Below are 26,354 nucleotides of genomic sequence, written 5' to 3' on the forward strand. Positions count from 1 at the left end.
CAAGCGGTCACCGCGCCTCCCGGCCGTCTATGGTGGCCGCATGGGGACCTGGAGTGCAGAACCGGTGGGCAACGACTCGGCAGCCGACTTCGTCGGTGATCTCGAGGACGAGCGCGGGTGGGCCGTCGTGGAGGCGGCACTCACCGCGGCGACGGACGCGGGACCCGAGATCGACAGCGATGTGGCCGAACTCGCCCTCGCCGCCGCCGAGGTCGTCGCGCACGGGGTCGGACGCCCGACCCAGGACGACGCTTACACCGCGAGCATCGCGCAGTTCGTCGAGCGGGCCGGCAAGCCGGACGAGGCGCTCGTCAGCCTCGCCGCGCAGGCCGTCACCGCGGCAGGGAGCCCGGACGGTGAACTCGCCGAACTCTGGGACGACGCCGGGTCGGACGACCTCGCCGAGTGGCGCGAGTCGATCACCCGCCTGACCGCGAGCCTCAGCGCCGACCGGTAGGGGTCGTCGCGGCGTTCCCGCAGCGCCGCGTTCCTGCGTCCGTCGGCCCTGGTCGGTAGCCTGCCCGGATGGGGACGAGCGTCGAGGCCGCGTACACCGACCGGGCGGCGGAGTACGTCGAGCACCTCGGGACGATGGCGTCGGTGCACCCGTCCGACGTGCAGCTCGTCGGCGCCTGGGCCGCATCGGTCGAGGGCGCGCTCCTCGACGCCGGGTGCGGTCCGGGGCACTGGACGGCGTTCCTCGCGGAGCAGGCGCGGGACGTGCGCGGGATCGACGCGGTGCCGACGTTCATCGACCACGCCCGGCAGGCCTTCCCAGGCGTGCCCTTCACGACCGGCAGCATCGATGCCCTCGACGCGGGTCCCGGCACTTTCGGCGGCGTGCTCGCCTGGTACTCCCTGATCCACCACGACCCGGGGTCCATCCGGCGCCCGCTCGACGAGTTCGCGCGGGTCCTGGGGCCGGGCGGGACGCTCCTCGTCGGGTTCTTCGTCGGCCCCGTGGTCGAGGCGTTCGACCACGCCGTCGTGACGGCCTGGCGATGGCCGGCCGAGGCGCTCGAGCAGGAGTTGCAGGCCGCCGGCTTCGACATCGTCGAGACGCACACCCGCATCGCGGCGACCGGGACACCGCGGCCGCACGGGGCGGTCCTCGCCCGTCGCCGAGACTCGGCCCGACGCGGCTGAGCTCGGCACGCGTGACTCCTGCCCGGTGCGAGCGCACACTGTCGTCAGGAGCGGCAACGGTGCCGCCCCGGAGCGGCAACGGGAGACGACATGCACTACCTCGTGAACGTCCTGGACGGCGGGCCCGCATCCGGAACGCACACGACCGGGCGGGCCTCGGACGCGGAGGCAGCGGCGGTCGACGACTTCAACGAACGGCTCCGCGCCGCGGGCCGGTGGGTCTTCGCCGCGGGTCTGTCGGAACCGTCGCGGTCGACCGTCGTCGACGACCGCGAGGGTGCCGGACTCGTGCACCGCGGCCCGGCCGTCGACGCGCCGGAGCACGTCGCCGGGTTCTGGATCTGGGACCTGCCGGACGAGGACACGGCCCTCCGGCTGGCGCACGAGGCTTCACGGGCGTGCAACCGGCGCATCGAGGTCCGCCCGGTCCTCTGACCACCGGGCGAGCGCCCAGTCGGGTACCCGGTACGGTCGCACCGGGGAATGCCAGGGGAGCACCACCCGGGAACGAGGGGGAACTTGCATGGGGAACGTCGTCGGCGCGGACTCGCTCCGCTGGTACCGCCCGCCCCGGGCTCCGCACCCCCGGCCCGACGCTCCTCTGGCTGCACGGCGGCGGCTTCTTCCGCGGGACCCCCGCGCAACCCGAGGCGCACGACGTCGCCCGCGTCCTCGCCGAGCAGGGCGTCACGGTGGTGACCGCGGCCTACCGCCTGGCACCGTTCCCCGGCACCGGGATGCTCCGGCGCCGACCGGCAGACACGCAGGAGCGCTTCCAGCTGCCACTCGAGGACGTCGTCGCCGCAGCACGAGCGGTCTCGGCCGCGTCGCCGCACGGCGTCGTCCTGGGCGGCGCGAGCGCCGGCGCGTGTCTGGCCGCCGCCGCCACCCTGCACGCGTTGGACGACGGTGCCCCTCCGGTCGGTGCGGTCTTCGCGTACGGCTTCTTCCACGCCCGGCACCCGCGGGACGGTGACCCGGCGCACCGATCACGCGGACACCGCCGCATCACGCACGCACCGTGGGCGCTCGACGTCGCGAACCGGAACCACGCCGGCACGCGGCAGGCGCTCGCACACCGGTACGCGTTCCCGGGCGGCCACGACCTCGCCGGGTTCCCGCCGACGCTCGTCGTGGACGCCGAGCGGGACACGATGCGGACGTCGGGAGACCGCTTCGCCACCGAACTCGCCGACGCGGGTACCGACGTGGAACGCCACGTCATGGCGGACAGTGCGCATGCCTTCCTGAACCGCCCGGGCCTACCGGCCTTCACCACCGGGACCGCCCTGATCGCCGAGTGGATCGGCCGCCGACCCGGCCACGGGTGAACAGCCGGCGTCGATCCGGTCGAGCGCTTGCGCCCCATAAATGGATAGCCGTACTCTCCGAGAGTGCGAATATCTGATCTTGCCCGAGAGGCCGCGACACCGCTGACCGCCGTCAAGTACTACCAGCGCGAAGGACTGCTCCCCGCCGGCGAGAAGACCGCCCCGAACCAGACCGCGTACGACCGGCGGCACGTCGAGCGGGTCCGCCTGGTCCGCGCGCTGCTCGAGACCGGCGGCCTGTCGGTCGCCGTCACCAAGCAGGTGCTCGCCGTCCTCGACACCGACGACGCCCCTCTCGCGGAGGTCTTCGAGGTGGCCCAGTACTCGATGACCGCACCTCGGTCACCGGAGGCTGCCGCGAGCCGGGAGGCCCGTGACCGCATCGCAGACCGGGTCACCGCTGCCGGGTGGGCCGCCACGACCGACAACCCCGGTCACGAGATCGCAGCACGGGCGCTGGACGGCCTCGCCACCATCGGCTTCGACGCCCCGGACGACTACCTCGACGCCTACCTGACCGCGGCCGCCACCGCGGCCCGTGCCGACGTCGCCGCGCTGCAGAGCCGGGACGGCCGCGACGCGATCGCCGAGCTCATGGTCGTGGGCACCGTGCTGGGCGATCCGCTGTTCGCCGGACTCCGGCGCATCGCCCACGAGGACGCGACCCACGACCTGTTCCCCGTCCCGGCAGCGCCCGCGACCATCACGACCAGCGCGACCAGCGCCGGGACCACCGCCAACAGTGGGTCAGCGGAGCGACGATGAAGGCCGCGATCCGGCGCGCGGTCGCCTGGCATCCCGCGCTCATGACCGTCGCGGCGGTCATGGTCCTCTGCGCCGTGGTGAGCGCAGTTGGGCTGCTCGTCGACCCGCGCACGGTCCTCGGCGGGCCGCTGTGGGCGAAGCCGCTGAAGTTCTCGGTCTCGATCCTGCTGTACGCCGTCACCTGGGCGTGGTTGATCGCGCACCTGCCCCGATGGCGGCGGCTGGCGCACCGGCTCGGCACGGTGATCGCCGTCACACTGCTCGTCGAACAGGCGCTCATCCTCTGGGCGGCCGCCACCGGCACGACCAGCCACTTCAATGTCTCGTCACCCCTGCACGTCGTGGTGTGGGGCGTGATGGCGGTGTCGATCACCGTGCTGTACCTCTGCACCTTCGTGACCTCGGCCGCGCTGTTCTTCCTGCGCCTGCCGACACCCGCGCTCACCGTGGCGGTCCGGCTCGGCGCGGTGATCGCCCTGGGCGGCATCGGTGTCGCGTTCCTCATGACCGGTCCCACCCCGACGCAGCTGACGAGCCCGGACGGCATCGTCGGCGCGCACGCGGTCGGTGTCGTGGACGGTGGGCCGGGCGTGCCGGTCCTCGGGTGGAGCACGACCGGCGGCGACTACCGCGTCGCGCACTTCGTCGGCATGCACGCCCTCCAGCTGGTCCCACTCGTGGCACTGGCGCTCACGGTCCTCGCGCGTCGGGTCCCGCGACTCCGCTCGGACACCACGCAGGTGCGCATCGTCGTCATCGTCGCGCTCGCCTACGCCTGCGGCACGGTCCTGCTCACCCTGCAGGCGGTAGCCGGTCAGTCGGTGGTGCACCCGTCCGCAGCCGTGTCCGCGGTGGCCGGGGCGATCCTCCTGGCCGCGTCCGCCGCGACGGTGCTGACGCTCCTCCGCCGACCGGCACCGGTACTCCGGATGACGTGACCGAACCGTGTCCCGGGGCCGCGAGCGACCGGTGCAGGATCGTCGCATGGGGACAGGGCGGGCGGCGGTCATCGGCGGGGCAGCGTCGATCGCGCTCGTGGTCGTCCTCGGGGTTGCCGGCTGCGCCGGTCCGGCGGCGTGCACCGCGATCGGCTGGGCGAACGGTGTCGAGCTGACGCTGCTCGGCGACACCTCGGCGGTCGCCACCGTGACGGCGTGCGGCGGGGCTGGATGCACTCCGCCCACCGCCGACGATCCGCTCGCCGACCCACCGGAGGCCGACCCCGGCAGCACGCCGACGCCGGTGCCCGGTGGCGTCCGCTGGCCGCTGCACCTCGGCATGGACACGCCGCACCACGGCTCGGTCGCCGTGTACGACCGTGCTGGTCAGCTGCTCGTCGAGCAGGCGGTGACGATCCGCTGGGACAGCCCGCACGCGGCGGACCCGTGCGGCGGGCCGTCGTCCGGACGCGTCACCGTGCGCCTGCCGGCGTCCCCGGGCTGACCGTGTCATCCGGCTGACGAGCGTGACCGGAGCCGGACGGGAGGCGCGGTACCGGCCCGCACCGCGCCTCCCGTCCGGGACGGCGTCAGTGAGCCGGCGCCGCCGGTCTGATCGTCGCGTCGGTCAGACCGGCGCCGGCAACTCCAGCCCCTTGAGCTCGCGCATCACGGAGTTGAGGTGCCACTGGTCGCGGAACAGCCCGTAGCGGTCGCGGTCCGTCGTGACGATCTCCAGGTCACGGCGACGCTCGAGCAGCGCCAGGTCGGAGTCGGTGACGGTGCGGACCATCGTCCAGGGCAGCGGCTCGACGCGGACGGCGGTGGCGAACTCGGCCTGCAGACGCGAGGTCAGGACCTCCAGCTGCAGCGAACCGATGACACCGACCATCGGGGCCTGCGCGGTCCGGCGCTCGGACTCGAGCAGCTGCACGACGCCCTCGCCGGCGAGCTGCTGCATGCCCTTCCGGAACTTCTTCGCGGTGCTGGGGTCGGTCGGGGCGACGGTTGCGAACATCTCGGGCGCGAACCGGGGGAGCGGCTCGAACTCGACCGCCTCGTCGCTGTAGAGCGTGTCACCCGGGTGCAGCATCGTGGCGTTCACCAGACCGACGACGTCCCCGGGCCAGGCGACGTCGACGGTGTCGCGCTCCCGACCGAAGACGCTCAGCGCGTGCTTGGTGTTGAAGCGACGGCCGGACTGTGCGTGGGTGAGCATCATCCCGCGGTCGAAACGGCCGGAGCAGATGCGGACGAACGCGACCTGGTCGTGGTGGGCCGGGTCCATGTTCGCCTGCACCTTGAACACCTGGGCGGCGAACTGCTCGGTGACCGGGCGGGGAGCGCCGTCCTCGGTCCGGCGGGGCAGAGCAGGGGGAGCGGTGTCGCGGAGGAAGCGCAGCAGGTCGACCGTGCCGAGGTGCTTGGTGGCGACGCCGAAGAACACCGGCATGCTGACCCGGGCGTGGAAGTCGTCCTGGTCGGGCAGCCCACGGACCTCGCGGGTGAGCTCGACCTCTTCGAGCGCGGTCTCCCACGCAGAGCCGAAGAGCTCGGCAGCTTCGGCCGCGGGGCGCTCGGTCGCGACCGGCAGGTGGCCGCCACCGGTGGACTCGTACGTCGTCAGGGTCTCGGTCGCGGTGTCGACCAGCCCCTGCAGGTTGCCGGCCTCGCCGACTGGCCAGGTGACCGGGGTGGGTACACGGCCGGTGCGTTCCTCGAGCTCGTCGAGCAGGTCGAGGGCTTCGCGGCCCGGGCGGTCCCACTTGTTGACGACCGCGATCACCGGGATGTCGCGCGTGCGGCAGACCTCGAACAGGCGGATCGTCTGCGCCTCCATGCCCTTCGCGGCGTCGATCAGCATGACCGCGCAGTCGACGGCCGCGAGCGCTCGGTAGGTGTCCTCGGAGAAGTCGGCGTGACCCGGGGTGTCGACGACGTTGATGAGCGTGCCGCCGGCGTCGAGCTGGACGACCGCGGAGCTGATCGAGATGCCGCGACTGCGCTCGATCTCCATCCAGTCGGAGACGGTCGCACGGCGGGTGGCCTTGCCCTTCACCGCGCCGGCTTCGTCGATGGCCGAGGCCGCCAGGGTCAACGACTCGGTGAGCGTCGACTTGCCGGCGTCCGGGTGGGCGATGACGGCGACGGTGCGACGGCGGTCGGCTTCCCGCTCGATCGTGCCGGCGAGCGCGGCGTCGGCCGGGGACGGACCGGTCACGCGTCGCCCCGCTCGGGGCGTCGACCGACGGCGAGACCTGGGCGTTCCGACTTCTGCACCCCACGACGATACCGACTGCCCCGGACAGTCGACGAACCGGAAGCCTCCGGGAGGCCCGTCCCCGTCAGGTGGGCATCGCCAGCACGCGACGGAACAGCTTGCCGATCGCCGTCCGGCGGGGCTTCCAGCCGTGCGCCGCGAGGGTGTCGTCCACCGGCTTCGTGATCCACCGCGAGTTGAACGTGAAGGTGCCGGATCCGCCGGTCGACGAGCGGGTGCTGGTGCGCATCAGGCGTCGGTACTCGTTCGTCTCGGGCAGCAGCCGGATGCCGTAGCGGTAGGTGGTGACCGTCCCGCCGCCGGAGCGACCGAGCTGGCGGGTCGCGATGAACTGTCCGTCCTCGAACGCCATGTCGAACGGGTGCTCGGTCGCGCGGTGGAGGGCCATCAGGGCGTCGCCGACCTGGTTGGCGGACGACGAGGACGCGGTACCGGGGGTCGACATACCCGGACCCTACCGATGCCCGGGTGAGGTGGCACGACAGGGAACCCCTCCTCGGCAGGCCCGGCCGTACCGTGGGCGCATGCCGAACGAGAACGAGGTGCGGGACTTCCTGATGTCCCGCCGTGCCCGGATCACACCCGAATCGGTCGGCCTGCCGGGTGGACCCGGTCGACGCGTGCCCGGCCTCCGTCGTGGCGAGGTCGCCGTCCTCGCCGGGGTCAGCGCCGAGTACTACGCACGCATCGAACGCGGGAACCTGACCGGCGTCACCGACACGGTGCTCGACGCCGTCGCCCAGACCCTGCGGTTCGACGACTCCGAGCGGGCGCATCTGTTCGACCTGGCCCGGTCGGCGAACACGTCCCCGGTGCGCCGTGGTCGTCCGACGGCTCCGGCCTCCGTCCGCCCGGGCCTCCGCCACGCACTCGAGGCGATGCACGACGTCGTCGCCTTCGTCCAGAACACCCGACTCGACGTCGTCGCGATGAGTGACCTCGGCCGGGCGCTCTACAGCGACGTCATCATGGCCGGTGGCGATCAGCCGAACTTCGCCCGCTTCGCGTTCCTGCACCAGGACCTGTCCCGTCGGCTCTACCCGGACTGGGAAGGAGCGGCGGACACCTCGGTCGCGATGCTGCGGACCGCGGCCGGACGACACCCGGACGACCGCGCCCTGCGGGACCTGATCGGTGAGCTCGCGACCCTCAGTCCGGAGTTCCGGCAGAAGTGGGCGGCGCACGAGGTCCGGCTGCACACCCACGGCGTCAAGACGTTCCACCACCACGCGGTCGGCGACGTCCGGTTGCACTTCGAGAACCTGACGCCCGGGCTCGACGACGAGCACAGCGTCATCGTCTACGCGGCGGAACCGGGCAGTGCGGACGCGGAGTCGTTGCAGCTGTTGGCGAGCTGGGCCGCGACCCGCACGACGGACGCGAGCGGCGCCTCCCGGGCCGAGGACGTGACCCGGGGCGGAACCCGGTGACGACCACCGCGCCCACCCCGACGACCGACCACACAGCCACCCGGATGCCCTGGGCGGCGCTGGTCGCCCTCGCTGCGATCGGGTTCCTGCTGCTGTCCGCCGAGACGATGCCCGCCGGACTGCTGCCGCTGATGGCCGGCGACCTGGGCGCCAGCGAGGGCGTCATCGGTCAGTTCATCAGCGTCTGGGCCCTCGGCACCGTCGTCGTCACTGTCCCCGCGATCACCCTGACCCGCGGGATCCGTCGGAAGCCGCTGCTGCTCGCCTCGCTGACCTGCCTGGTGCTCGCGAACACGGTCACGGCACTCTCGTCGGACGTCGTCCTGTCGCTCGTGTCCCGCTTCGTCGGCGGCGCGGCGACGGGTGTCCTGTGGGGGATGCTGGCCGCGTACGGGCGCCGGATCAGCCCGCCGACACGCGGCGGGCTTGCCCTGGCGGTCGTGTCGACCGGCGCACCGGTCGGCTTCGCGCTCGGCACACCACTCGGCGCCTGGGTCGGCGGCGTCCTGGACTGGCGGTGGTCGTTCATCGGCATGTCACTGCTCGGCATCGTCCTGCTGGTCCTCGTCGTGCTGCTCGTGCCCGACGTCGCGGGGCAGGCAGCCGGTGGACGCCTGCCCCTGCGACGGGTGTTCCTGCTGCCCGGGGTCCCGGTCGTCCTGGTCGTCATCGTCCTGTGGATGCTCGGCCACAACACGATCTACACCTACATCGCGCCGTTCCTCCGCGACACCGGGACCGGGCTCTCGGCGGACCTGGTGCTCCTGGTCTACGGCGTCTGCTCGATCGGCGGAGTCGCACTGACGGCAGCGCTGATCGACCGGCACCCGCGGGGGCTGCTCTGGGCGAGCCTCGGCGGGTTCGTGTCCGCCGCGGTGTTGCTCCTCGTCGGACACGGGTCGCCCGCGGTCGTGCTCGGTGCCGCCGTGCTCTGGGGGCTGACCTTCGGTGGAGCGTCGCCGCAGCTGCAGAGCGCCCTGACGATCGCCGGCGGCTCGGAGTCGGACCTCGCCAACGCGTTCCTGCCGGTCGCCTTCAACCTGGCGATCTCCGCCGCGGGCCTGGTCGGAGCGCTGCTCCTGGGGTTCTCGGGTGGGCTGGTCCTCGCGGTGTTCATGGCCGTGCTCGGGGCCCTGGCACTGGCGGTGACGATGGTCTGCCGGGGGACCTTCGCCGCTCGCGGATGACGGCCGCTCCGGTCGCTGGTCGCGGCGGCTGGTGACCGGGGTCTGAGGCCCGGCCTCTGCGATCGGCCTAGTACTTCGACTTCGCCGCGCAGGTCACCGTGTCGGCGGTCTGCCCGGAGACAGAGTCCGGCAGCTCGGCGGCGGACGCGCTCGGCCGGGGCGTCGCCGGAGCCGTCGTCGGGCTGCCGGCTGCGGGCGGGGTGGTGGTGCCCGACGCACTGGCCGGAGCCGACGGTGCCGCGGTGGGCGCGTCCGGATCGCGCACCGCCGAGCGGCCGAGGCTGTCCGGCGCGAGCTGCACCGGTTCGTCGGCCTGCAGCGCCGCGGTCAGGGTGGCGGCCGGCCCCTCGGAGACCAGGACGCGGGCTGGGTCGGCGGGGTCATCGACGACCGGGAACTGCAGGAACACCATGTTGGAGAGTCCGACGGTGTTCACGGCGAGGGCCAGGCGGGCCAGGGTCGCCGGGTCGTTCAGGGTGTCCGACAGCACCATGTTCTTGAAGGCCGTGTCGGCCAGCCGCAGCACCTTGGCCGGGTTCGTGAGCGTGCCGGCGGAGACGGTCTGGCGGGCCAGCGCCGACATGAAGGTCTGCTGGTTGCTGATGCGGCCGAGGTCACTCGCGTCACCGACGCCGTGCCGGGATCGGAGGAACGCGGCGGCCTCGGCGCCCTTGAGCTCCCGGTTGCCGGGCTGCAGGTCGAGCGCCGGCGTGACGTCGTCGTCCTTGATCGGGGTGGCGAGGCAGACCGTGACACCACCGACGGCGTCGGCCATCCGGACGACCCCGTCGAAGGTGATCTTGCCGGCGTAGGCGATCTGCAGGCCGGTGAGCTTGCCGATCGTGCTCGCGACGCAGGCCAGACCGTGCTTCTCGCCACCGCGGGAGAGTGCGGTGTTCAGCATCGCCGCGGACGATGCCGGTGTGACGGTGCCCTCGTCGTTCGTGCATGCCGGGATCGGGACGACGAGGTCGCGCGGGAAGCTGATGACCGACATGTTGGTGTGGTCGGCCGAGATGTGCACCAGGATGTTGGTGTCATTGTTGCCGACACCGTTGCTCGCCTTCTGGTTCGCCGCGTCGTCGAACCCGGCACCCTGACCGTCGCGGGTGTCGGTCGCGACGAGCAGCATGTTCACCTCGCCGGACTGCGCCGTCAGTGCGGGCGCCTTCTTCGCCGTGGTGCCGGGCATCGCGAGCGAGACCGAGGGTTGCGCGTTCTGCAGGACCTGCCAGGTGGCGATGGCGGCGATCGAACCGGAGCCCACGACGGCGACGGCCGCGACGACGGCGATGCCCCGCAGCACGAAGCCGAACGGACTGCGGCGGGGGAGTCTGCCGTGCCGCGTGGGCGGCGCCGGGGTCGTCGACTGTTCCGCGTGCGCTCGTCCATCGTCCGACATGCATCTCCCAGTACCGACCGAGAGGGGCCCCGGTCTCGCCATCATGCCGGACGGCGAGGCTCCCGACCGTCAAGACACCTGAGAGAACGTCAGGCGGCGGCTTCGGCGTCCTCAGGGAACAGGGTGGTCCGGAGCGTCGGGCAGTGCTCGGGGGTCGGGTGCTCGGAGATGTGGATGACCTCGTCGAGCCGGTCGCGCGCCGCCGTCAGCTCCGCCAGCTGCGTCGTGATGCGGTCGCGTTCCTGCACGAGCAGCGCGAAGGACTCGGGCGTCGCGGTACCCGCGTCGACACAGGGCAGGAGCTGGACGATCGTGCGGCTCGGCAGTCCGGCGGCGAAGAGCTGCTGCACCAGGCGGACCCGGTCCACAGCCTCTGTCCCGTAGGTCCGCTGTCCGCTGCCGGTGCGGCTGGCGGTGAGCATCCCCTGCTCCTCGTAGTACCGGAGGGAGCGGACGCTCACCCCGGTCCGGGCGGCGAGGTCCCCGATGCGCATGTCGTCTCCGTTCGGGCTTGCCCCTGACATTGATGTGAGGTCCTACCGTAACCGAGCCGCAGCGGGACGGACCCGTTCGGCGGAAGGACACCACCATGGACATCACCGGATCCGTTGCCCTCGTCACCGGGTCGAACCGCGGCATCGGACGCCACTTCGTCGAACAGCTCCTGCAGCGCGGCGCGTCGAAGGTCTACGCCACGGCCCGTCGGCCCGAACTCGTCGACGTCCCCGGTGTCGAGGTGCTCGCCCTCGACATCACCGACCCGGCCTCGGTCGCGGCAGCCGCAGCGGCCGCTGGCGACGTCACCCTGCTGATCGACAACGCCGGCGTCCTGTCGTCCGGCTCGCTGCTCACCGACGACCTGGCGGACGCCCGGCGCGCGGTCGACACCCATCTCTGGGGAACGCTCGAGATGGTCCGGGCCTTCGCCCCCGTCATCGAGCGGAACGGCGGCGGCGCCATCGTCAACGTGCTCTCCGCGCTCTCGTGGTTCTCGGCACCGGGTGCGGGTGGGTACGCCATCGCGAAGGCCGCCGAGTGGAACATGACCAACGCCGTCCGGCTCGAGCTCGCCGGCCGGGGCGTGACCGTGCAGGGTCTCCACCTCGGTGCCGCGGACACCGACATGATGGCCGGCTACGACGGCCCGATGACGGACCCGGCGGACGTCGTCCGCGCCGCCCTCGACGGCGTCGAGCGGGACGCCACCGAGGTGCTCGTCGACGACTGGACCCGCATGGTCAAGGCCTCCCTGGCGGGCGACCCGGTGGACTTCACGGCGCAGATCGGCTGAGCCGGTCGGCGCGCTCCGACCGGTTCGGGACCGGGGACACGACGGATGGGAGGCCCGTGGCGGCGCCGCCACGGGCCTCCCGTCCGTCGGGTGCGTCCGTCCGTCAGCGGCGGTCGATCAGCCCTTGAGACCGGCGGAGGCCATCGTGGCGACGAACTGCTTCTGCGCGACGAGGAACAGCAGGATCAGCGGCAGGGTCGCGACGACGTTGCCGGCCATCAGCAGCGACCAGTCGGTGCGTCGGACCCCCTGGAAGTTCGTCAGGCCGAGCTGCAGCGTGAAGGCGTCCTCGTTGTTGATCGCGATGAGCGGCCACACCAGGTCGTTCCACGAGCCGAGCAGCGTGAAGACCGCCAGGGTGGCGAGTGCCGGACGGGCGAGCGGCAGCACGATCCGGAAGAAGACCTGCAGGCGGCTGCAGCCGTCGATCATGCCGGCCTCCTCGAGCTCGGCGGGCAGCGAGAGGAAGAACTGGCGCATCAGGAAGATGCCGAACGCGGACGCCAGCCACGGCACGATCGCGGCGCCGAGGTGGTCGACGAGGTGCAGCCGCGCGAACATGACGTAGGTCGGGATCATGAGCAGCTGCGACGGGATCATGATCGTGGCGAGGACGGCCAGGAACCCGAAGGTGCGCCCGGGGAACCGCAGCCGGGCGAACCCGTACCCGGCGAGCGAGCACAGGACCAGGTGCGAGACGATCGCCGACGCCGAGACGATGACGGTGTTGAGCAGCCAGTGCAGGACGTCGCTCTCGGCGAAGAGCCGCTCGTAGCCGGACAGCGTGAAGTGCGTCGGGATGAACGCCGGTGGGAACCTGTTGATCTCCGACGCGGGCTCGAGCGACGTCGTGAACATCTCGATGAACGGCACCAGGAAGAGCAGCGAGATCGGCAGCAGCAACAGGTGCCAGGGGCTGAACGGCAGGCGTCGTCGTCGGGCGGTGGGCAGTCCGGTGGACATCAGGGCGTGCTCCTTCCGGCGCGACGCTGCGCGACCGTGACGATGACCGTGGTGACGAGGGTGAGGAAGAACAGGCCGTAGGCGATGGCGGAGCCGTAGCCGAACTGCAGGTTCTGGAACGCGACCTTCCACAGGTGGTAGACGATGGTCTGCGTCGCGTCGAGCGGCCCGCCCCGGGTGGTCGCGTAGACCAGGTCGAAGAGCTGCACCGCCTGCAGGGTCTGGTAGATCGCGACGAACGTGGTGACCGGTGTCAGCTGCGGCCACACGACCCGCCAGAAGGTCTGCCACGCGTTCGCGCCGTCGATGCGGGCGGCCTCGATCACCTCGCCGGGGACGTCCTGCAGCGCGGCGAGGTAGATCACCGTCGTGAACGCCGCCTGGCCCCAGAGGGACATCACGATGATGACGAGCATCGCCTCGCTCCGGTCCTCGAGCCAGCCCTGCTGCGGCAGGTGCAGGACCCGGAGGACGTTGTTGACGATGCCGAACTGTGGGCTGAACAGGTAGGTGGTGAGGATGCCGGTCGCTGCCGCGGAGGCCACGAACGGGACGAAGACGGCCGTGCGGTACAGCCCGATGAACCGGATCTTCCGGTTCAGGGCCACCGCGAGGAACAGCCCGAGCAACAGCGACGCCGGCACGAACAGGACCGTGTAGAGGCCGGTGTGCAGGACGGCGGCGCCGAGCGAGGCATCGGTCACCAGGTCCTGGTAGTTCTGCGTGCCGACCGGGGTGGCCGGGCTGAAGCCGTCCCAGCTCTGGAACGAGAGGACGAGCGCCCACACCCCGGGGAAGACCGTCAGGCCGAGGACGATGGCGAGCGCGGGGGCGACGAACCCCCACCCGGCTGCTGCCTCCCGCCGGGAGCGGGCGGACCGCCGCCGGGCCGCGGCCTTCGCGGGAGTCTGCTCCCGCGGCTTCGGAGGCTGGATCGTGGAGGTGGTCATGTCGTGGCTCCTAGCCCTGTCGCAGTGCCTTGTCGGCGGCGACGGTCGCCTGCCGCAGCGCCTCGGTGGGGGTGCCCTCGCCCTGGAGGACCCGGGCCACCCCGTTGCCGACGGCTTCGGACAGGCCGTTGTACCCGGGCACCGTCGGTCGTGCCTGCCGCGCGTTCGCGGAGTTGGCCTGCATGACGTCGAGCCCCGGCAGCGCGGCGACCTGCTTCCGGAACGCGGCGCTGGAGGTCTCGCTCGAGCGGAGCGGCAGGTTGCCGACGGCCACGTTGAACCGCTCGTCCTGCTCCGCCGAGGTCAGCCAGCGGGTGAACTCGGTCGCCCAGTGCGCACGGTTCACGTCCTCGTTGTCGAAGACGGTCCAGAGGTCCGGGCCGGACACCGTCTGGTGGTCGCCGTCGGTGCCCGGCAGCTGCACGACGCCGTACGAGGTCTTCGCGGTCTGCAGGGCGGAGAGCTGCCACGGCCCGGAGGTGATCATCCCGATCCGGTCGCTCGCGAAGAGCTGCGCGGCCTTCGTGTCCGTCTGGTCCAGGTAGACGCTGCGGTCGTCGACGGCCATGCCGCGGAGGAACGCGACCGCCCGCACACCGGCCTCCGAGTCGAACGCCGACCGTTCGCCGTCCTCACTGAGGATCGCGCCGCCGTTCTGCCACAGGTGGGGCCACAGCTGCCAGGTCGTCTCCTCGCTGCCGGACACCGAGTAGCCGTACCCGTAGGTGTGGCTGTCGGCGTCGGTCAGCCGCTTCGCCGCGCGTCGGAAGTCGCTCCAGGTCCAGTCCGCGGTCGGGTAGGCGACACCGGCCCGGTCGAACACCGTCTTGTTGTAGAGCAGGGAGATGTTGTCGACGACGGCCGGGAACCCGATCACCTTGCCGCCGGTCGGCTGCGCGGTCGCCCGGGCCGCCGACGAGAACTCGTCCCACCGCACCTCCGGGTCGGACACCACGTCCCGCAGGTCGAGCGTGCGACCGGAGCGTTCGAGTTGGCTGGCCCAGGACCCGAACGTGTAGGAGACGTCGGGGGAGTCGTGGCCGGCGAAGGACGCCGCGAGCTTCTGGAGCAGCTCCTCCGTGGACGACGAGCCGGCGGACATGTCGATCGTGACGTTCGGGTGCTCGTCCTCGAACTCGGTGACGAGCCGCTGCAGGAGCTTCTCGGCCTGGTCGCTCTGCCCGGACCACATCGTGATGGTGACCGGCGCGTCGACGTCGAGCACGGTCGCGCCCGGGGTGGCGCAGCCGCTGAGCATCGTCGTCGTGACCGCGAGCGCGATCCCGAGGACGGCACCCCGCAGTCGTCTGGTCCGTGGTCGGCGGGTGGACGTGCGTCGTGGTGTCGGCACCGAGAACTCCTTCGTCGAACGGTGGGATGCGTCGTGGAGGCATACTGTGTGTTTTTGAGCAGTTGTCGCAATGAACGACCAGAAACGCGCAGTCCAGTTGAGCGAAAGGGAATCCGTGACGCACTTCCTCGAGTCCGCCCGGTCTCTGCAGTCCGGGTCGTCGAAGCGGTCCAGCCGCAAGATCGCGATCATCACGGCCGTCCGCGAACGTCGGAGCATGGGCCTGGACGACCTGGTCCGGGCGTTCGGCGTCTCCCCGGCGACGATCCGACGGGACCTCGCCGACCTCGAGGACCAGGGGCTCCTGGCCCGGACCCACGGTGGAGCGCGGACCCTGCCGGCGTCCGAGGTGCCGGTCGGGTTGCGTGATGCGCAGTACCGCGAGGCGAAGACCCGCATCGCCCGGTGCGCCGCGACCCTGCTGCCCGAGGGGCCGTGCGTGGTGGCGATCGGCGGCGGCACCACCGCCGCCGGGGTCGCACGTGCCCTGATGTTCCGGAACGACCTGACCGTGGTCACGAACTCGGTCACGACGGCCTCCGAGATCGGCGGACGGCCGAACCTCACGGTGGTCGTCACCGGCGGTGTCGTCCGGGGACACTCCCTGGAACTCGTCGGTGCGCTGGCCGAGAGCACGTTCAACGCGGTGACCGTCGGGACGGCGATCCTCGGCATGGACGGCGTCAGCGCGGCGGGCGGGGCGACGACCCACGACGGCACCGAGGCGCGGACGAACAGCGTGATGGCACGGCGGGCCCAGCGGGTCGTCGTGGTCGCCGACTCGTCGAAGATCGGTCGCGTCACCACCGCCTGGGTCGCCGGGCTCGACGACGTCGACGACCTGGTCACGGACGACGCGGCGGACCCGGACGAGCTCGACCGCATCCGTCGGCACGGCGTCCGGGTGCACACCGTCGCGGTGCCCGGGCTCCCCGGTGCCCCGGTGACCGTGGGGTCACCGCACTAGCGGGGTCGCCGGTCGCGCTCCTCGGTCAGGTGTTCCCGACCCACGCGGGCTTCGCGGACGACCGGGCCGAAGTCGACCGTCCGGCCGTCGACGACGAAGCGGTCCGGGCCTGCCGGCTCGACGACCGGGTCACCGGTGAGGAACCGTCGGAGCGCCGCCTGCTCCCCGGCGTCGAGCCAGGCCACCGGGTCGGACGTCGACCGGAAGCCGGCAACGATCGCCAGGTCGACGCCGACCTGCCGCTGCTCGGCGCTCATCGTCGTCTCGATCGACCGGAAGTACGCCACGTCGGGGTCGACCTGGTACAGCTCGTGCATCCAGAGCCGGGCGAGGGACGCCGTGGCGCCGTTCCGTCCGCCCTCGTGGCTCGGATCGGCGACGCTGCCGGGCGGTGCCCAGTCGGACGCCGTGTCCGGCCCGACCCGGACGCCGTCGAGGACCCCGACGGACGGCAGCATCGGCGCACCGCAGCCGAGCAGGTACACGTCGGGCCCGGCGGCGGCACGGAGCCGCTGCAGCGCCTCCCGGTACGCCCGTTCCCGCGGCACGTCCCGGTGTCGGACGCCCGGCAGGGCCCCGGCGTACAGGAAGTCCAGCTTGAGGTAGCGGAAGCCCCACCCGACGACTGTCCGGACCACGGCGTCCAGGTACGCCTGCACCGCAGGGTGGGTGGTGTCGAGCGCGAAGTAGTGCGAGTCCCAGTTGTACCCGGCGACCAGCGGACCGCCGCCCGGGTCCTGCACGAGCCAGTCGGGGTGCTCGGCCGCCGTCCGTGACCCGGGCAGGCAGATGAGCGGGGCGAGCCAGAGCCCCGGGCGCGACCCCCGAGCCGCGACCGTCGCCGCGGTGGCCGCCATGCCGGACGGGAAGCAGTCGTTCGGCACCCAGTCGCCGACGATCTCCTCCCACCCGTCGTCGATCTGGACGACGTCCACCGGCAGGTCGCCGAGCCCGGCCGTCGCGTCGGCGATCAGCCCCTCGTCGATGTCCTCGAAGGACGAGTACCAGCTGCACCAGAGCGTCGACACTGGCGCGGCGGACGGGGTGCCGAGCCGGTCGCGCAGGAGTTCCGCGTAACGGGCGAACACGGCGGCTTCGGGCCCGACGCCCAGGAACCACCCGTCGCCGTCGTCGGTCTCGACCGTGGCCCAGAGGCCCTTCGCTGCGCCGCCCACCCGCGGGGTGCCGAGGCCGAGCGCGCCGAGGAGCAGGACCCGGCCGTCGGCCAGCCGCAGCGCGCCGAACCCGTTGCCCTCGTGCCGGTCCGGCGTGTCGTTCGCCGCGTCGTCCGCCGTGAGCCGTCGCTCCTCGTCGCCCCAGATGCGGAGCGGACTCTCGTCGAGCGGGGCCCAGCCGGTCGGCGACCACGAGTTCCAGCCGCCCCGGTGGAAGTCCGTCGCCCCGGAGCCGTCCGCGGCGAGCGCGACGTGCACGTCTCCCGGGTCGAGCAGCCATCCCAGCCGGGTCGCGACGACGCCCTCGCCGTCCGGCACCCCCGAGCCGTCGAAGTGCAGTTGCCTCGTCGCCATGGCCACGGTCCTTCCCTGCACCACGACCTGCGGCGCGCGACGATCGTAGGAGCCGCGGCGGCCCGGCCGACCGAACCGAGCACCGCGACTGCGCGGCAGCGGTCGGCCGGGCACGACGTCCCGGGGGAGAATGAGCCCGTGGACGGTCAGGGACAGCAGCCGCGGTGGCGGAAGACGTGGTCGATGGTGCAGGTCGGCGTCTTGTCGGCCGCAGTGGTCGGATGCATCGTGCTCCTGCTGACCGGCGACGGCACGCTCGACCGGGTCTACGCGGTCGCCCTCGTGTTCTTCGGCATCGCCCTGCTCGGGCACGTCACGTTCCTGGTGCTCACCGCACGCGCCGAACGCCAACGCTGAGCGCAACCGCCGAGCAGCAGCGCTGAGCGGCGGCGCGCTCCGCACGGCGACGCTGCGCGGACGATCCGTACGTGCGCGCATCCGCACCCTGTCAGGCTGGACTCCCCATGGAACTCATCGCGCCCGAACTCGTCGTCGTGCTCGTGGTCGCGATCGCCGTCGCCACCGCGGTCTCCGGCCGGCTGCGCGTCGCGCCCCCGGTCCTCCTGCTCGCCTTCGGCGCTGCGATCGCCTTCATCCCGGTGTTCGGCAAGGTGGAGCTGCCGGCCGACGCGGTGCTCCTGCTGTTCCTGCCGGCGCTGCTCTACTGGGAGAGCCTGACGATCTCGCTCCGGGAGATCCGCGCGAACCTCCGCGGCATCGTCCTGATGGGCACCCTGCTCGTCGTCCTCACCGCCGGCGGCGTCGCGACCCTGCTGCACCTGCTCGGCATGCCCTGGGGTCCGGCCTGGGTCCTCGGCGCCGCGGTCGCCCCGACGGACGCCACCGCGGTCGGCGCGCTCACCCGATCGCTGCCCCGGCGGAACACCACGGTCCTCCGAGCCGAGTCGCTGGTGAACGACGGCACGACCCTCGTCATCTACGGCATCGCCGTCGCGGTGACGGCGGGCGAGCAGGAGCTCACCGTCTGGAACGTCTCCGGCATGCTCGTCCTGTCCTACGTGGGCGGGATCGCGGCCGGGTTGCTCACCTCGTGGCTCGGCATGCTCGTCCTCCGTCGGATCCACGCGGTCGTGCTCGAGAACCTGTTGACGCTGCTCGTGCCGTTCGCCGCCTTCCTGCTGGCCGAGGCGGTCGGCGCCTCCGGGGTGCTCGCCGTCGTGGTCGCGGGGCTCGTCGTCAGCCAGGTCGCGCCGAAGCTGGACCGCGCCGAGACCCGTCAGCAGGTGCGGTCGTTCTGGTCCTTCGCGACGTTCCTGCTGAACGGCGCGCTGTTCGTGCTGGTCGGCATCGAGGCGACGATCTCGGTCCGCAACCTCGCCGGCAGCGAGATCGTCGTCGGCCTCGGTCTGATCGGCGCCGTGTCGGTCGCCGTCGTCGTGCTGCGGTTCGCGTTCCTCAACCTGTCCTGGGGCACGATCCGTCTCGTCACGCTGCGGACGGGAGGCTCACCCCGCGAAGGACACCGCGACCGGCTGGTCAGTGGGTTGACCGGGTTCCGCGGCGCCGTCTCGCTCGCCGCCGCCGTGGCCGTCCCGCGGGTGGTCGAGAGCGGTGGGGCGTTCCCGGACCGCGACCTCATCGTGTTCGTCACCGCGGGCGTCGTGGTGGTCACCATCGTCGGGCAGTCGCTCGTGCTGCCGGCCGTGGTGCGCTGGGCCGCGTTCGACGGCAGCGGTGAGGTGCTCGAGGAGCGCCGGTCGGCGGAGCGCACGGCGATCGAGGCGGCGCTCGACGCCCTGCCCCGACTCGCCCGGAAGACCGGGGCGGAGTCGGAGATCGTCGACCGGATCCGCGAGGACTACGAGGGTCACCTGGCGCTGGTGAAGGCCGAGGAGAGCGACGACGAGGAGCACCCGCTGCTCGTGCAGCGCGGGGCGGCCGTCGAACTCGAGCTCGCCCTCGTCCGGCTCAAGGCGGCGACCGTGCTGCGGCTGCGTGACCAGGGCGAGATCGACGACCTGGTCCTGCGCCAGGTCCGGGCCGAGTACGACGCCGAGGAGACCCGCCTCCTCCGCCTCGACGAGCGCGAGTAGCCGAGCCCACCGGTCACGACACCCCGTTCCCGTCTCGCCGAGCGGTCACGGATCGTCGTTCCCCGGCGGCGAGAGCGACGGTTCGTGACCGGTCGGCGGACGTCGCCCGCGCACGCCGCGCCCACGCCCGCCACGGCAGCGACGACGCCAGTGCCGCACCGATGACGACCGTGCCGAACCAGGCGACGAGGGTCCCCGGCACCGGTACGAGCAGGCTCGTCCAGAGCAGCACGGCGAGCACCCCGAGCACGTACGCGGCCCCCGCCTTGAGGTACCGCAGCCGCCGCAGTCCGGCGGCCTGGTCGAGGTGCGAGGTCAGCCGGGCGAGGAACATCGCGCCGACGCTGATCGCCGCCGCCCCGACCGCGACCTGCTCGAGCGCGCCGAGTCCGTCCGTCCCGAGCGCCCCCGAGCCGGACAGCGAGTACACGCCGTCCAGGATCTCGAACAGCATGAACACCACGAGCCCGCGCTCGAACACGACCGTCGACGCGTAGAGGTGGATGCGCCAGGCGCCACCCGCGGTGCCGATCGAGCCGGTGTCCGAGCCGGCAGCCGGACGTCCCTGCAGTGCCCACCGCGCCAGCCGCTTCGACCCGAGGTACGCGGCGATCCCGGCGAGCCCGCCGACCAGGACCGGCACGACCTGACCCAGCAGGACGGACGTCGGGCGCCCCTCCGCCGTGGCCGCGACCAGGACGGAGGTCAGGGTGACGCCGGTCGCTGCGGTGACCAGCGACCAGACGCGCGGCCGGGCGACGGCGGCGAGACGGGCCTCCAGTCGGCCGAGCCAGGACTTGCGGGACGCGCGGTCGGTGTTGAAGAGGTACTCGGCGAACACCAGCCAGATGAAGGCCGCTCCGAACGCGGCGAGCGCGGGTCGGACCTCCTGTAGGTGGGCGGCGAAGGCGCCGGGGGCGAAGACGGCCTCGCCGACGGTGGCGGCGGGGTCCTCGGCGGACCCGACGACGACCGCTGCCGGTGGCAGCAGCAGGCGCATGGTGAGGACGCCGGCGACGATGCCGAGCGACAGGAACAGCCGTCTGGCGGGGGAGTGCAGGCGGCCGGCGATCCCGGCCATCGGGACCGACGAGTCGGCGGCCATCGCGATCTCGAGCACCGCGAGGGCGATGAAGGCGACCGCGGCGGCGGGACCGAGGACGACCCAGGCGAGGGCGGCCGCGACGACGGTGAGGGACAGGGGGACGGTCAGCAGGGATCTGGCCATCGCCCCATGGAGCGCTCCCGACCTGCGCCGGTGCTGGGGTGGGCCTGGGCAACGGCCTGGAGGAACGGGCCGGTTCCCCGGGTCGGGTGACGGCCCGTCCCCCCTTCCGCGGACCGGAGGGGCAGCTGTCGCTGCGTCGGGTCGTCCGACGATCCCGCGGGAGCCCGACGGTCAGTGGAGTGCGCCGTCGTGGAGCGTGAGCACGCGGTCCGCCGACGCCAGGGCGGCCGGGTCGTGGGCCGCGTGGACGACGACGACCCCGCGCTGCGCCTCGGCGGCGAGCGCGTCGAGCACCAGTCGGAGTGATCGGGCGTCGACGCCGGCGGTCGGTTCGTCGACCAGGAGGACCGGGGCGCGCTGGGCGAGGCCGGTCGCGACGAGGGTGCGTTGCCGTTGGCCGCCGGAGAGCTCGGCGAGCGGTCGGTCGGCGAGGTCGGCGAGTTCGAGTCGGTGCAGCTGTTCGTCGACGAGGTCGCGGTCCCGGCGGCCGAGCGGACGCCACCAGGGGAGGGCGCCCCACCTGCCCATCGTGACTGCGGCGCGCACGGTGAGCGGTGGCCCGGGGTCTGGGACGGTCTGGGCGACGTGCGCGACCCGGCCCGGTGTGGTGCCGCTGACCCGCCCCTCGGCGGTGGGCAGGGTGCCGGCGACGGCTTCGAGCAGGGTGGACTTGCCTGAGCCGTTCGCGCCGGCGACGACCGTGACGGTGCCGGCGTCGAAGTGCGCGTCGGTGCGGTGCAGGACGGTCCGGGGGCCGCGGCGGACGGTGACCGCGTGCAGTCGGACGGGCTCGTGGGGCATCTGAGGAGACTATCAGTAAGGAGAATCGTTTTCATGTAGCGTTCGGGACCGTGACCTGGCTGACCGATCCCTTCTCCGTCGACTTCATGCTCCGAGCCCTCGCCGCCGGGGCGACCGCCGCGGTGCTCTGCGCGGTCGTCGGCACGTGGGTGCTCGTCCGGGGGATGGCGTTCCTCGGCGAGGCGCTCGCACACGGCATGCTCCCCGGGGTCGCGGTCGCCACACTGACCGGTGTGCCGGCGGTCCTCGGCGCCGCGGTCAGTGCCGGCGTGATGGTGCTCGGTGTGCAGGCGCTCCGTCGACGTCGCGGGCTGTCGGTCGACACCGCGATCGGACTGCTCTTCGTCGGCATGCTCGCGCTCGGGGTGATCATCGTGTCCGGGTCGCGCTCCTTCGCCACCGACGTCACCGCGATCCTGTTCGGCGACGTGCTGGCCGTGACCACCACCGACGTCGTCACGCTGACCGTCGCGGCCGCCGTCGCCCTGGTCGTCACGGGCCTCTTCCACCGGTCCTTCACCGCCACCGCCTTCGACCCGCGGAAGGCCCGCACGCTGGGGCTGCGTCCACGGCTGGCGGAGGTGGTCCTCGTCGCCCTGGTGACCCTGGCGGTCGTGGCCTCGTACCGCGCCGTCGGCACGCTCCTGGTCGTCGGACTGCTCCTGGCCCCGGCGGCCACCGCCCGGGCCTGGACCCGCGGCACCGCCCAGACGATGGTGCTCGGCGCGGTCCTCGGGGTCGCGGCGGTCGCCACCGGGCTCCTCGTCTCGTGGCACGCCGGCACCGCGGCCGGCGCGAGCATCGCCCTCGTCGCGATCGTCGCCGTGGCCGCCTCGCACGGACTCCGCCGTGCCGTCCAGCTCCTCGTCCCGAACCCCCGGAAGGAACCATGCATCACCTCCGCACCCACCCTGGCCGGATCGTCGGCCCCGCGTCCCTCGGCGTCGCAGCCACGCTCGTCCTGACCGCCTGCTCCCCGTCCGGTCCCCCCGGGGCGGAACGCGGTGCGTCGTCGTCCGCGACGGCCGCCCCGCACGGCTTCGTCGCCGGCGCCACCGAAGCCCCGGAACCCCAGCTCCGGCTCGTCGTGGCGGACACCGACGGGCGGGTCGCGCTGCACGACCTGCTCACGGGGGAGTCCGACGCGCTCGACGCCGTCCCCGCACCGCGGCACGCGGCGACAGACGGACGCTTCCTCGTCACCAGTGACGGATCCGGCTCCACGATCGTCGACGGCGGCTCGTGGACCGTCGACCACGGTGACCACACGCACTACTACGACGCCTCCGCCCGCGTCGTCGGCTCGCTCGACACGGGCGGCCCCCTGGCGGTGGCGTCCTCCGAGACCGTCACGACCGTGGCGTGGCCGGACGCGGCGACCGCCGTCGCGCTCGACCGAGCCGCACTCGGCCAGGGGGAGGTCCGGCCCACCGCGACCGTCGACGGCGCGGGGGTGCTCCTGCCGCTGGGCACGTCCCTCGTCGCCGGCGACGCCGAGCGGGACCGCGTCGAGGTGCTCGCCGGTGACGGCCGGTCGACCGGCGTCGGAGCTGACTGCGCCGACCCCTCGGGTGGCATCACGACCCGCGTCGGTGCCGTGGTCGGGTGTGCCGACGGTGCCGTCCTCGTGACCGAGGACCCCGACGGCGGCGACCCCGTCGTCGAGACGATCGCCGCACCCGCTGGTCTGCCGCGCGCGACCGACTTCGCGAGCCGCACCGGTCGGCCGACGGTCGCCGCCCTCGCCGGGGACACCGGGTACTGGCTCCTCAACACACGCGAGCGCACCTGGGAGCACGTCCCGACCGCGCGTCCACTCGTGCAGGTGGTCGCGGTCGACGACGCCGACGAGCACGTCGTCGCCCTCGACACGGACGGGAGGATCGTGGTCTGGTCCGACGGGCAGCGGCACCGGGTCGAGACCGGACCGCTGGTCACGCCCGCCGCCGACGCCACGCTGCAGCTCGACGCGCAGCGCGCCTACCTGGCGGACCCGGCGCGGTCCGTCGTGCACGAGATCGACTTCGCCGACGACGTGCGCCTCGCCCGGTCGATCGACGTCCCGGTCCGCCCCGACGTCCTCGCCGAGGTCGGCCGGTGACCCGGGTCCTGCGCGCCGCCCTCGCCACCGCCGCGGTGCTCGCGACGCTCGGAGCTGCTGGCTGCACCGCCGCCGGCGGGAGCGACCGACCGCTCGTCGTCGTCACCACGAACATCCTCGGCGACGTCGTCGAGCAGGTGCTCGGCGAGAGCGCGGACGTCGAGGTGCTGATGCCCGCGGGTGCCGACCCGCACTCGTTCGAGGTCTCCGCCCAGCAGGCCGCGCGGATGCGTTCCGCCGACCTCGTGGTCGAGAACGGTCTGGGGCTCGAGGAGGGGGTGGCTCGGCACGTCCGGGCAGCCGAGACCGACGGTGCCCGGGTGTTCACCGCCGGGGACGTGATCGACGTGCTCGAGTGGACCACCGAGGACGCCAGCGGACCGGACCCGCACTTCTGGACCGACCCCGCGCGGATGCGGGCCGTCGTCGACGCACTCGGTACCGAGCTGCACGACGTCCCCGGGCTCGACGACGCCCGGCTCGGCACGGCGCTGGACGACTACCGCGACGACCTGACCGACCTCGACCAGGACATGACGGCGGCCTTCGCGGCGCTGCCGGAGGACCGCCGGGCACTCGTGACGAACCACCACGTCTTCGGCTACCTCGCCGACCGGTTCGACTTCCGCGTCGTCGGAGCGGTGATCCCGAGCGGGACGACGCTGGCGTCCCCGAGTGCCGCCGACCTCCGTGACCTGGCCACGGCGATCGAGGACGCCGGCGTGCCCACGGTCTTCGTCGACGCCTCGCAACCGGCCCGACTCGCCGAGGTGCTGGCGGACGAGGCCGACGTCCACGTCCGGATCCGGTCCCTCGCCACCGAGTCGCTCAGCGCCGAGGGTCAGGGTGCCGCGACGTACCTGGAGATGATGCGGTCGAACACCGCGGCGATCGTCGACGGCCTGTCGGCTCGCAAATGAGAATGAGAATCAATACAGTGTCGACCATGACGACGAAACGACTCCTCGCCCCGGCTGTGCTGCTCGGCACCGCCGCCCTGCTCCTCACCGGTTGCGCCAGCGCCGACCGTCCGGCCGGCACCCGCGCCTCGGACACCGCGACCACCGACCGCACGAGCACCGACCCCACGCGCACCGACACCGGCAACCGCGTCACGCTGACCGTCGACGGCGGCCTGCTCGTCCTCGACCAGGACCTGCGCGTCGTCGGCGAGCACGACGTCGACGGCTTCACCCGCGTCAACCCGGCCGGCGACGACCGGCACGTCCTGGTCACCGTGCCCGAGGGCTTCCGCGTCCTCGACACCGCCGCCGGCACGACCGGCGACACGGTGCTGACCGACCTCACGTTCCCGGCGGACACCGGCGGACACGTCGTCGTGCACGGTGACCGCACGGCGCTGTTCGCCGACGGCTCGGGCGACGTGACGACCTTCGAAACCGCCGACCTCGGTACCGCCGTCGCGTCGGGGGAGCTGCCGGACGCCGACACGACCGAGTCCGAGGCCGCCCACCACGGCGTCGCGATCGAGCTCGAGGACGGCACGCTCCTCACCACGATCGGCACCGAGGAGTCCCGCTCCGGCGTCCGCGCGCTCGACGCCGACGGGCAGGAGACCGCCCGCAGCGAGGAGTGCCCCGACGTGCACGGCGAGGGCGCGGTGGCCGACGAGGTCGCCGTCTTCGGCTGCAGCGACGGTGCGCTCGTGTACCGGGACGGGGCGTTCGAGAAGCTCGACGCACCGACCGAGTACGGCCGCAGCGGCAACCTGTTCACGACCGAGACGTCGAGCATCGCCGTGGGTGACTTCAACGACGACCCGGACTCCGAGGGGTACCTGCTCGAGCAGGTCGCCCTCGTCGACGCGGCAACCGGCGAGTACCGGGTCGCGGACCTGCCCGACGGCGTCGGCTTCACCTTCCGGGACCTGGCGCGTGGCCCCGGCGACTCGGCGGTCGTCCTCGGCAGCGACGGCGCCCTGCACGTCCTCGACGAGGAGACCGGGAAGTCCCTCGACACCGTCCCGGTGATCGATGCGTGGGAGGGACCGGCCGAGTGGCAGGACGCCCACCCCGCGCTCAAGGTCGTCGACGGCATCGCCTACGTCACCGACCCGGCGGAGCGCCGCGTCACCGCGGTGGACCTCGAGACCGGCGACGTCGTCGCGACGAGCGACCGTCTGCCGGGCGTGCCGAACGAGATCGCGGTCGTCTGACCCACGGACCCGACCACCTGACGGACGGGAGGCCCGTGGCGACACCGCCACGCGCCTCCCGTCCGTTCTGCACTTACGGACCGGACGCGTCCGCCGATAGTGCGCACTGACCACCCACGGATGGGCGGTCGAACACCTGCCCCACGGACGGCGGCGGGTCGATCGAGAACCAGGACGGGCCATGATCGTCGTCACACGACTGAACGGCAGCGGATTCGCTGTGAACCCCGATCTCGTGGAGCGCATCCAGGAGACGCCGGACACGACGCTCATCATGGTCGACGGGGCGAAGTACATCGTCCGCGAGTCCCTGGCCGAGGTCATCGACCGCATCGCCACCTACCGGGCACGGATCGTCAGCATGGCGTACGGCACCGACCTGCCCATCGGCCGCGACGCCACCGGCCCGCAGCCGACGCTCGCGCCGGTCGCTCCGCTCCGCACGCAGGACGGGGGTCGCTGA

28 protein-coding genes are annotated in these 26,354 nt (G+C 72.7%); 18 read left to right on the forward strand and 10 right to left on the reverse strand.

Annotated features, from left to right (window positions below; all coding sequences use genetic code 11):
- Positions 1 to 40 precede the first annotated feature (40 nt).
- The 7 genes from DEI97_RS08170 to DEI97_RS08200 all read left to right on the forward strand — a co-directional run bounded on the left by DEI97_RS08170 (position 41) and on the right by DEI97_RS08200 (position 4,685).
- Entirely contained in the window at positions 41 to 457 is a 417-nt protein-coding gene (locus tag DEI97_RS08170) for a DUF4259 domain-containing protein (protein ID WP_111073337.1), read from the forward strand.
- A gap of 68 nt (positions 458 to 525) precedes the next feature.
- Entirely contained in the window at positions 526 to 1,146 is a 621-nt protein-coding gene (locus tag DEI97_RS08175; protein ID WP_111073338.1) for a class I SAM-dependent methyltransferase, read from the forward strand.
- Between the two features lie 90 nt (positions 1,147 to 1,236).
- Positions 1,237 to 1,581, forward strand: coding sequence for a YciI family protein (locus tag DEI97_RS08180; RefSeq protein ID WP_111073339.1), 345 nt, complete (start codon positions 1,237 to 1,239; stop codon positions 1,579 to 1,581).
- Positions 1,545 to 2,477 carry an alpha/beta hydrolase gene (locus DEI97_RS08185; RefSeq protein ID WP_284158346.1) on the forward strand — a complete coding sequence of 311 codons (933 nt, stop codon included), beginning with the start codon at positions 1,545 to 1,547 and terminating at the stop codon, positions 2,475 to 2,477. The genes DEI97_RS08180 and DEI97_RS08185 overlap by 37 nt, the downstream gene beginning before the upstream one ends.
- A gap of 63 nt (positions 2,478 to 2,540) precedes the next feature.
- Positions 2,541 to 3,242, forward strand: coding sequence for a MerR family transcriptional regulator (locus DEI97_RS08190; protein WP_111073341.1), 702 nt, complete (start codon positions 2,541 to 2,543; stop codon positions 3,240 to 3,242).
- Entirely contained in the window at positions 3,239 to 4,180 is a 942-nt protein-coding gene (locus DEI97_RS08195; RefSeq protein ID WP_258376605.1) for a hypothetical protein, read from the forward strand. Before DEI97_RS08190 ends, DEI97_RS08195 begins: the two co-directional genes overlap by 4 nt.
- 46 nt (positions 4,181 to 4,226) lie before the next feature.
- Entirely contained in the window at positions 4,227 to 4,685 is a 459-nt protein-coding gene (locus tag DEI97_RS08200; protein ID WP_111073342.1) for a hypothetical protein, read from the forward strand.
- A 123-nt stretch (positions 4,686 to 4,808) separates the two neighbouring features.
- Here DEI97_RS08200 and DEI97_RS08205 read toward each other — a convergent pair whose 3' ends face one another.
- Together DEI97_RS08205 and DEI97_RS08210 are read right to left on the reverse strand one after the other, a co-directional pair.
- The gene (locus DEI97_RS08205) at positions 4,809 to 6,401 is read right to left on the reverse strand and encodes a peptide chain release factor 3 (protein WP_253462969.1); all 1,593 of its coding nucleotides are present in this window, start codon (positions 6,399 to 6,401) and stop codon (positions 4,809 to 4,811) included.
- A 124-nt stretch (positions 6,402 to 6,525) separates the two neighbouring features.
- The gene (locus DEI97_RS08210; protein ID WP_111073343.1) at positions 6,526 to 6,906 is read right to left on the reverse strand and encodes a hypothetical protein; all 381 of its coding nucleotides are present in this window, start codon (positions 6,904 to 6,906) and stop codon (positions 6,526 to 6,528) included.
- A 79-nt stretch (positions 6,907 to 6,985) separates the two neighbouring features.
- Between DEI97_RS08210 and DEI97_RS08215 the strand changes: the two genes are divergently transcribed.
- Both DEI97_RS08215 and DEI97_RS08220 read left to right on the forward strand, forming a co-directional pair.
- On the forward strand, positions 6,986 to 7,891 hold the full coding sequence (locus tag DEI97_RS08215; RefSeq protein WP_111073344.1) for a helix-turn-helix transcriptional regulator: 906 nt from the start codon (positions 6,986 to 6,988) through the stop codon (positions 7,889 to 7,891).
- Positions 7,888 to 9,078, forward strand: coding sequence for an MFS transporter (locus tag DEI97_RS08220; RefSeq protein ID WP_258376606.1), 1,191 nt, complete (start codon positions 7,888 to 7,890; stop codon positions 9,076 to 9,078). The genes DEI97_RS08215 and DEI97_RS08220 overlap by 4 nt, the downstream gene beginning before the upstream one ends.
- A 67-nt stretch (positions 9,079 to 9,145) precedes the next feature.
- On the opposite strand, the gene DEI97_RS08225 is transcribed toward DEI97_RS08220, so the two are convergent.
- Both DEI97_RS08225 and DEI97_RS08230 read right to left on the reverse strand, forming a co-directional pair.
- A complete protein-coding gene (locus DEI97_RS08225) occupies positions 9,146 to 10,480 on the reverse strand; it encodes an LCP family protein (RefSeq protein ID WP_111073345.1) in 1,335 nt (444 codons plus the stop codon).
- 89 nt (positions 10,481 to 10,569) lie between these two features.
- Positions 10,570 to 10,974: a MerR family transcriptional regulator gene (locus DEI97_RS08230; protein ID WP_111073346.1), complete on the reverse strand. Its 405-nt coding sequence runs from the start codon at positions 10,972 to 10,974 to the stop codon at positions 10,570 to 10,572.
- Between the two features lie 95 nt (positions 10,975 to 11,069).
- Between DEI97_RS08230 and DEI97_RS08235 the strand changes: the two genes are divergently transcribed.
- Positions 11,070 to 11,771 (forward strand): SDR family oxidoreductase, encoded by a 702-nt coding sequence (locus DEI97_RS08235; RefSeq protein ID WP_111073347.1) that lies wholly within the window; start codon positions 11,070 to 11,072, stop codon positions 11,769 to 11,771.
- Positions 11,772 to 11,888: 117 nt separating this feature from the next.
- Here the strand turns inward: DEI97_RS08235 and DEI97_RS08240 are convergent, their stop codons facing one another.
- Genes DEI97_RS08240 through DEI97_RS08250 form a run of 3 tightly spaced genes read right to left on the reverse strand, consistent with a single transcriptional unit; the run spans position 11,889 to position 15,035 of the window.
- A complete protein-coding gene (locus DEI97_RS08240) occupies positions 11,889 to 12,734 on the reverse strand; it encodes a carbohydrate ABC transporter permease (protein WP_111073348.1) in 846 nt (281 codons plus the stop codon).
- Positions 12,734 to 13,684: a carbohydrate ABC transporter permease gene (locus DEI97_RS08245; protein WP_111073349.1), complete on the reverse strand. Its 951-nt coding sequence runs from the start codon at positions 13,682 to 13,684 to the stop codon at positions 12,734 to 12,736. Before DEI97_RS08245 ends, DEI97_RS08240 begins: the two co-directional genes overlap by 1 nt.
- 10 nt (positions 13,685 to 13,694) lie before the next feature.
- Positions 13,695 to 15,035, reverse strand: a complete 1,341-nt coding sequence (locus DEI97_RS08250) for an extracellular solute-binding protein (RefSeq protein WP_258376607.1) — start codon at positions 15,033 to 15,035, stop codon at positions 13,695 to 13,697.
- A gap of 115 nt (positions 15,036 to 15,150) precedes the next feature.
- Here DEI97_RS08250 and DEI97_RS08255 point away from each other — a divergent pair, with 115 nt between their 5' ends.
- Complete coding sequence (locus tag DEI97_RS08255) at positions 15,151 to 16,002, forward strand: DeoR/GlpR family DNA-binding transcription regulator (RefSeq protein ID WP_258376608.1); 852 nt, start codon at positions 15,151 to 15,153, stop codon at positions 16,000 to 16,002.
- Here DEI97_RS08255 and DEI97_RS08260 read toward each other — a convergent pair.
- Positions 15,999 to 17,531 carry a glycoside hydrolase family 36 protein gene (locus tag DEI97_RS08260; RefSeq protein ID WP_181439107.1) on the reverse strand — a complete coding sequence of 511 codons (1,533 nt, stop codon included), beginning with the start codon at positions 17,529 to 17,531 and terminating at the stop codon, positions 15,999 to 16,001. The two genes, DEI97_RS08255 and DEI97_RS08260, sit on opposite strands and share 4 nt — an antisense overlap.
- Before the next feature lie 138 nt (positions 17,532 to 17,669).
- On the opposite strand from DEI97_RS08260, the gene DEI97_RS08265 reads away from it, so the two are divergent.
- Together DEI97_RS08265 and DEI97_RS08270 are read left to right on the forward strand one after the other, a co-directional pair.
- Positions 17,670 to 17,888: a hypothetical protein gene (locus DEI97_RS08265; protein WP_181439108.1), complete on the forward strand. Its 219-nt coding sequence runs from the start codon at positions 17,670 to 17,672 to the stop codon at positions 17,886 to 17,888.
- A 107-nt stretch (positions 17,889 to 17,995) separates the two neighbouring features.
- Entirely contained in the window at positions 17,996 to 19,585 is a 1,590-nt protein-coding gene (locus DEI97_RS08270) for a Na+/H+ antiporter (RefSeq protein ID WP_111073352.1), read from the forward strand.
- A 13-nt stretch (positions 19,586 to 19,598) separates the two neighbouring features.
- Here DEI97_RS08270 and DEI97_RS08275 read toward each other — a convergent pair whose 3' ends face one another.
- Positions 19,599 to 20,813, reverse strand: a complete 1,215-nt coding sequence (locus tag DEI97_RS08275; RefSeq protein ID WP_111073353.1) for a DUF475 domain-containing protein — start codon at positions 20,811 to 20,813, stop codon at positions 19,599 to 19,601.
- A gap of 171 nt (positions 20,814 to 20,984) precedes the next feature.
- Positions 20,985 to 21,614, reverse strand: a complete 630-nt coding sequence (locus DEI97_RS08280) for a metal ABC transporter ATP-binding protein (protein ID WP_111073354.1) — start codon at positions 21,612 to 21,614, stop codon at positions 20,985 to 20,987.
- A gap of 50 nt (positions 21,615 to 21,664) precedes the next feature.
- On the opposite strand from DEI97_RS08280, the gene aztB reads away from it, so the two are divergent.
- From aztB to DEI97_RS08305, 5 genes are all read left to right on the forward strand, one after another.
- A complete protein-coding gene (gene aztB / locus DEI97_RS08285) occupies positions 21,665 to 22,579 on the forward strand; it encodes a zinc ABC transporter permease AztB (RefSeq protein ID WP_111073355.1) in 915 nt (304 codons plus the stop codon).
- A complete protein-coding gene (locus tag DEI97_RS08290; RefSeq protein WP_111073356.1) occupies positions 22,504 to 23,715 on the forward strand; it encodes an ABC transporter in 1,212 nt (403 codons plus the stop codon). The genes aztB and DEI97_RS08290 overlap by 76 nt, the downstream gene beginning before the upstream one ends.
- Positions 23,712 to 24,635 (forward strand): zinc ABC transporter substrate-binding protein AztC, encoded by a 924-nt coding sequence (gene aztC, locus DEI97_RS08295; protein ID WP_502866665.1) that lies wholly within the window; start codon positions 23,712 to 23,714, stop codon positions 24,633 to 24,635. Before DEI97_RS08290 ends, aztC begins: the two co-directional genes overlap by 4 nt.
- 26 nt (positions 24,636 to 24,661) lie before the next feature.
- A complete protein-coding gene (locus tag DEI97_RS08300; protein ID WP_181439109.1) occupies positions 24,662 to 25,891 on the forward strand; it encodes a hypothetical protein in 1,230 nt (409 codons plus the stop codon).
- 181 nt (positions 25,892 to 26,072) lie between these two features.
- On the forward strand, positions 26,073 to 26,354 hold the full coding sequence (locus tag DEI97_RS08305) for a flagellar FlbD family protein (protein ID WP_111073358.1): 282 nt from the start codon (positions 26,073 to 26,075) through the stop codon (positions 26,352 to 26,354).

Origin of the sequence: Curtobacterium sp. MCLR17_032 (genome assembly GCF_003234795.2) — a bacterium.
In the GTDB taxonomy this organism is placed as follows: Bacteria; Actinomycetota; Actinomycetes; order Actinomycetales; family Microbacteriaceae; genus Curtobacterium.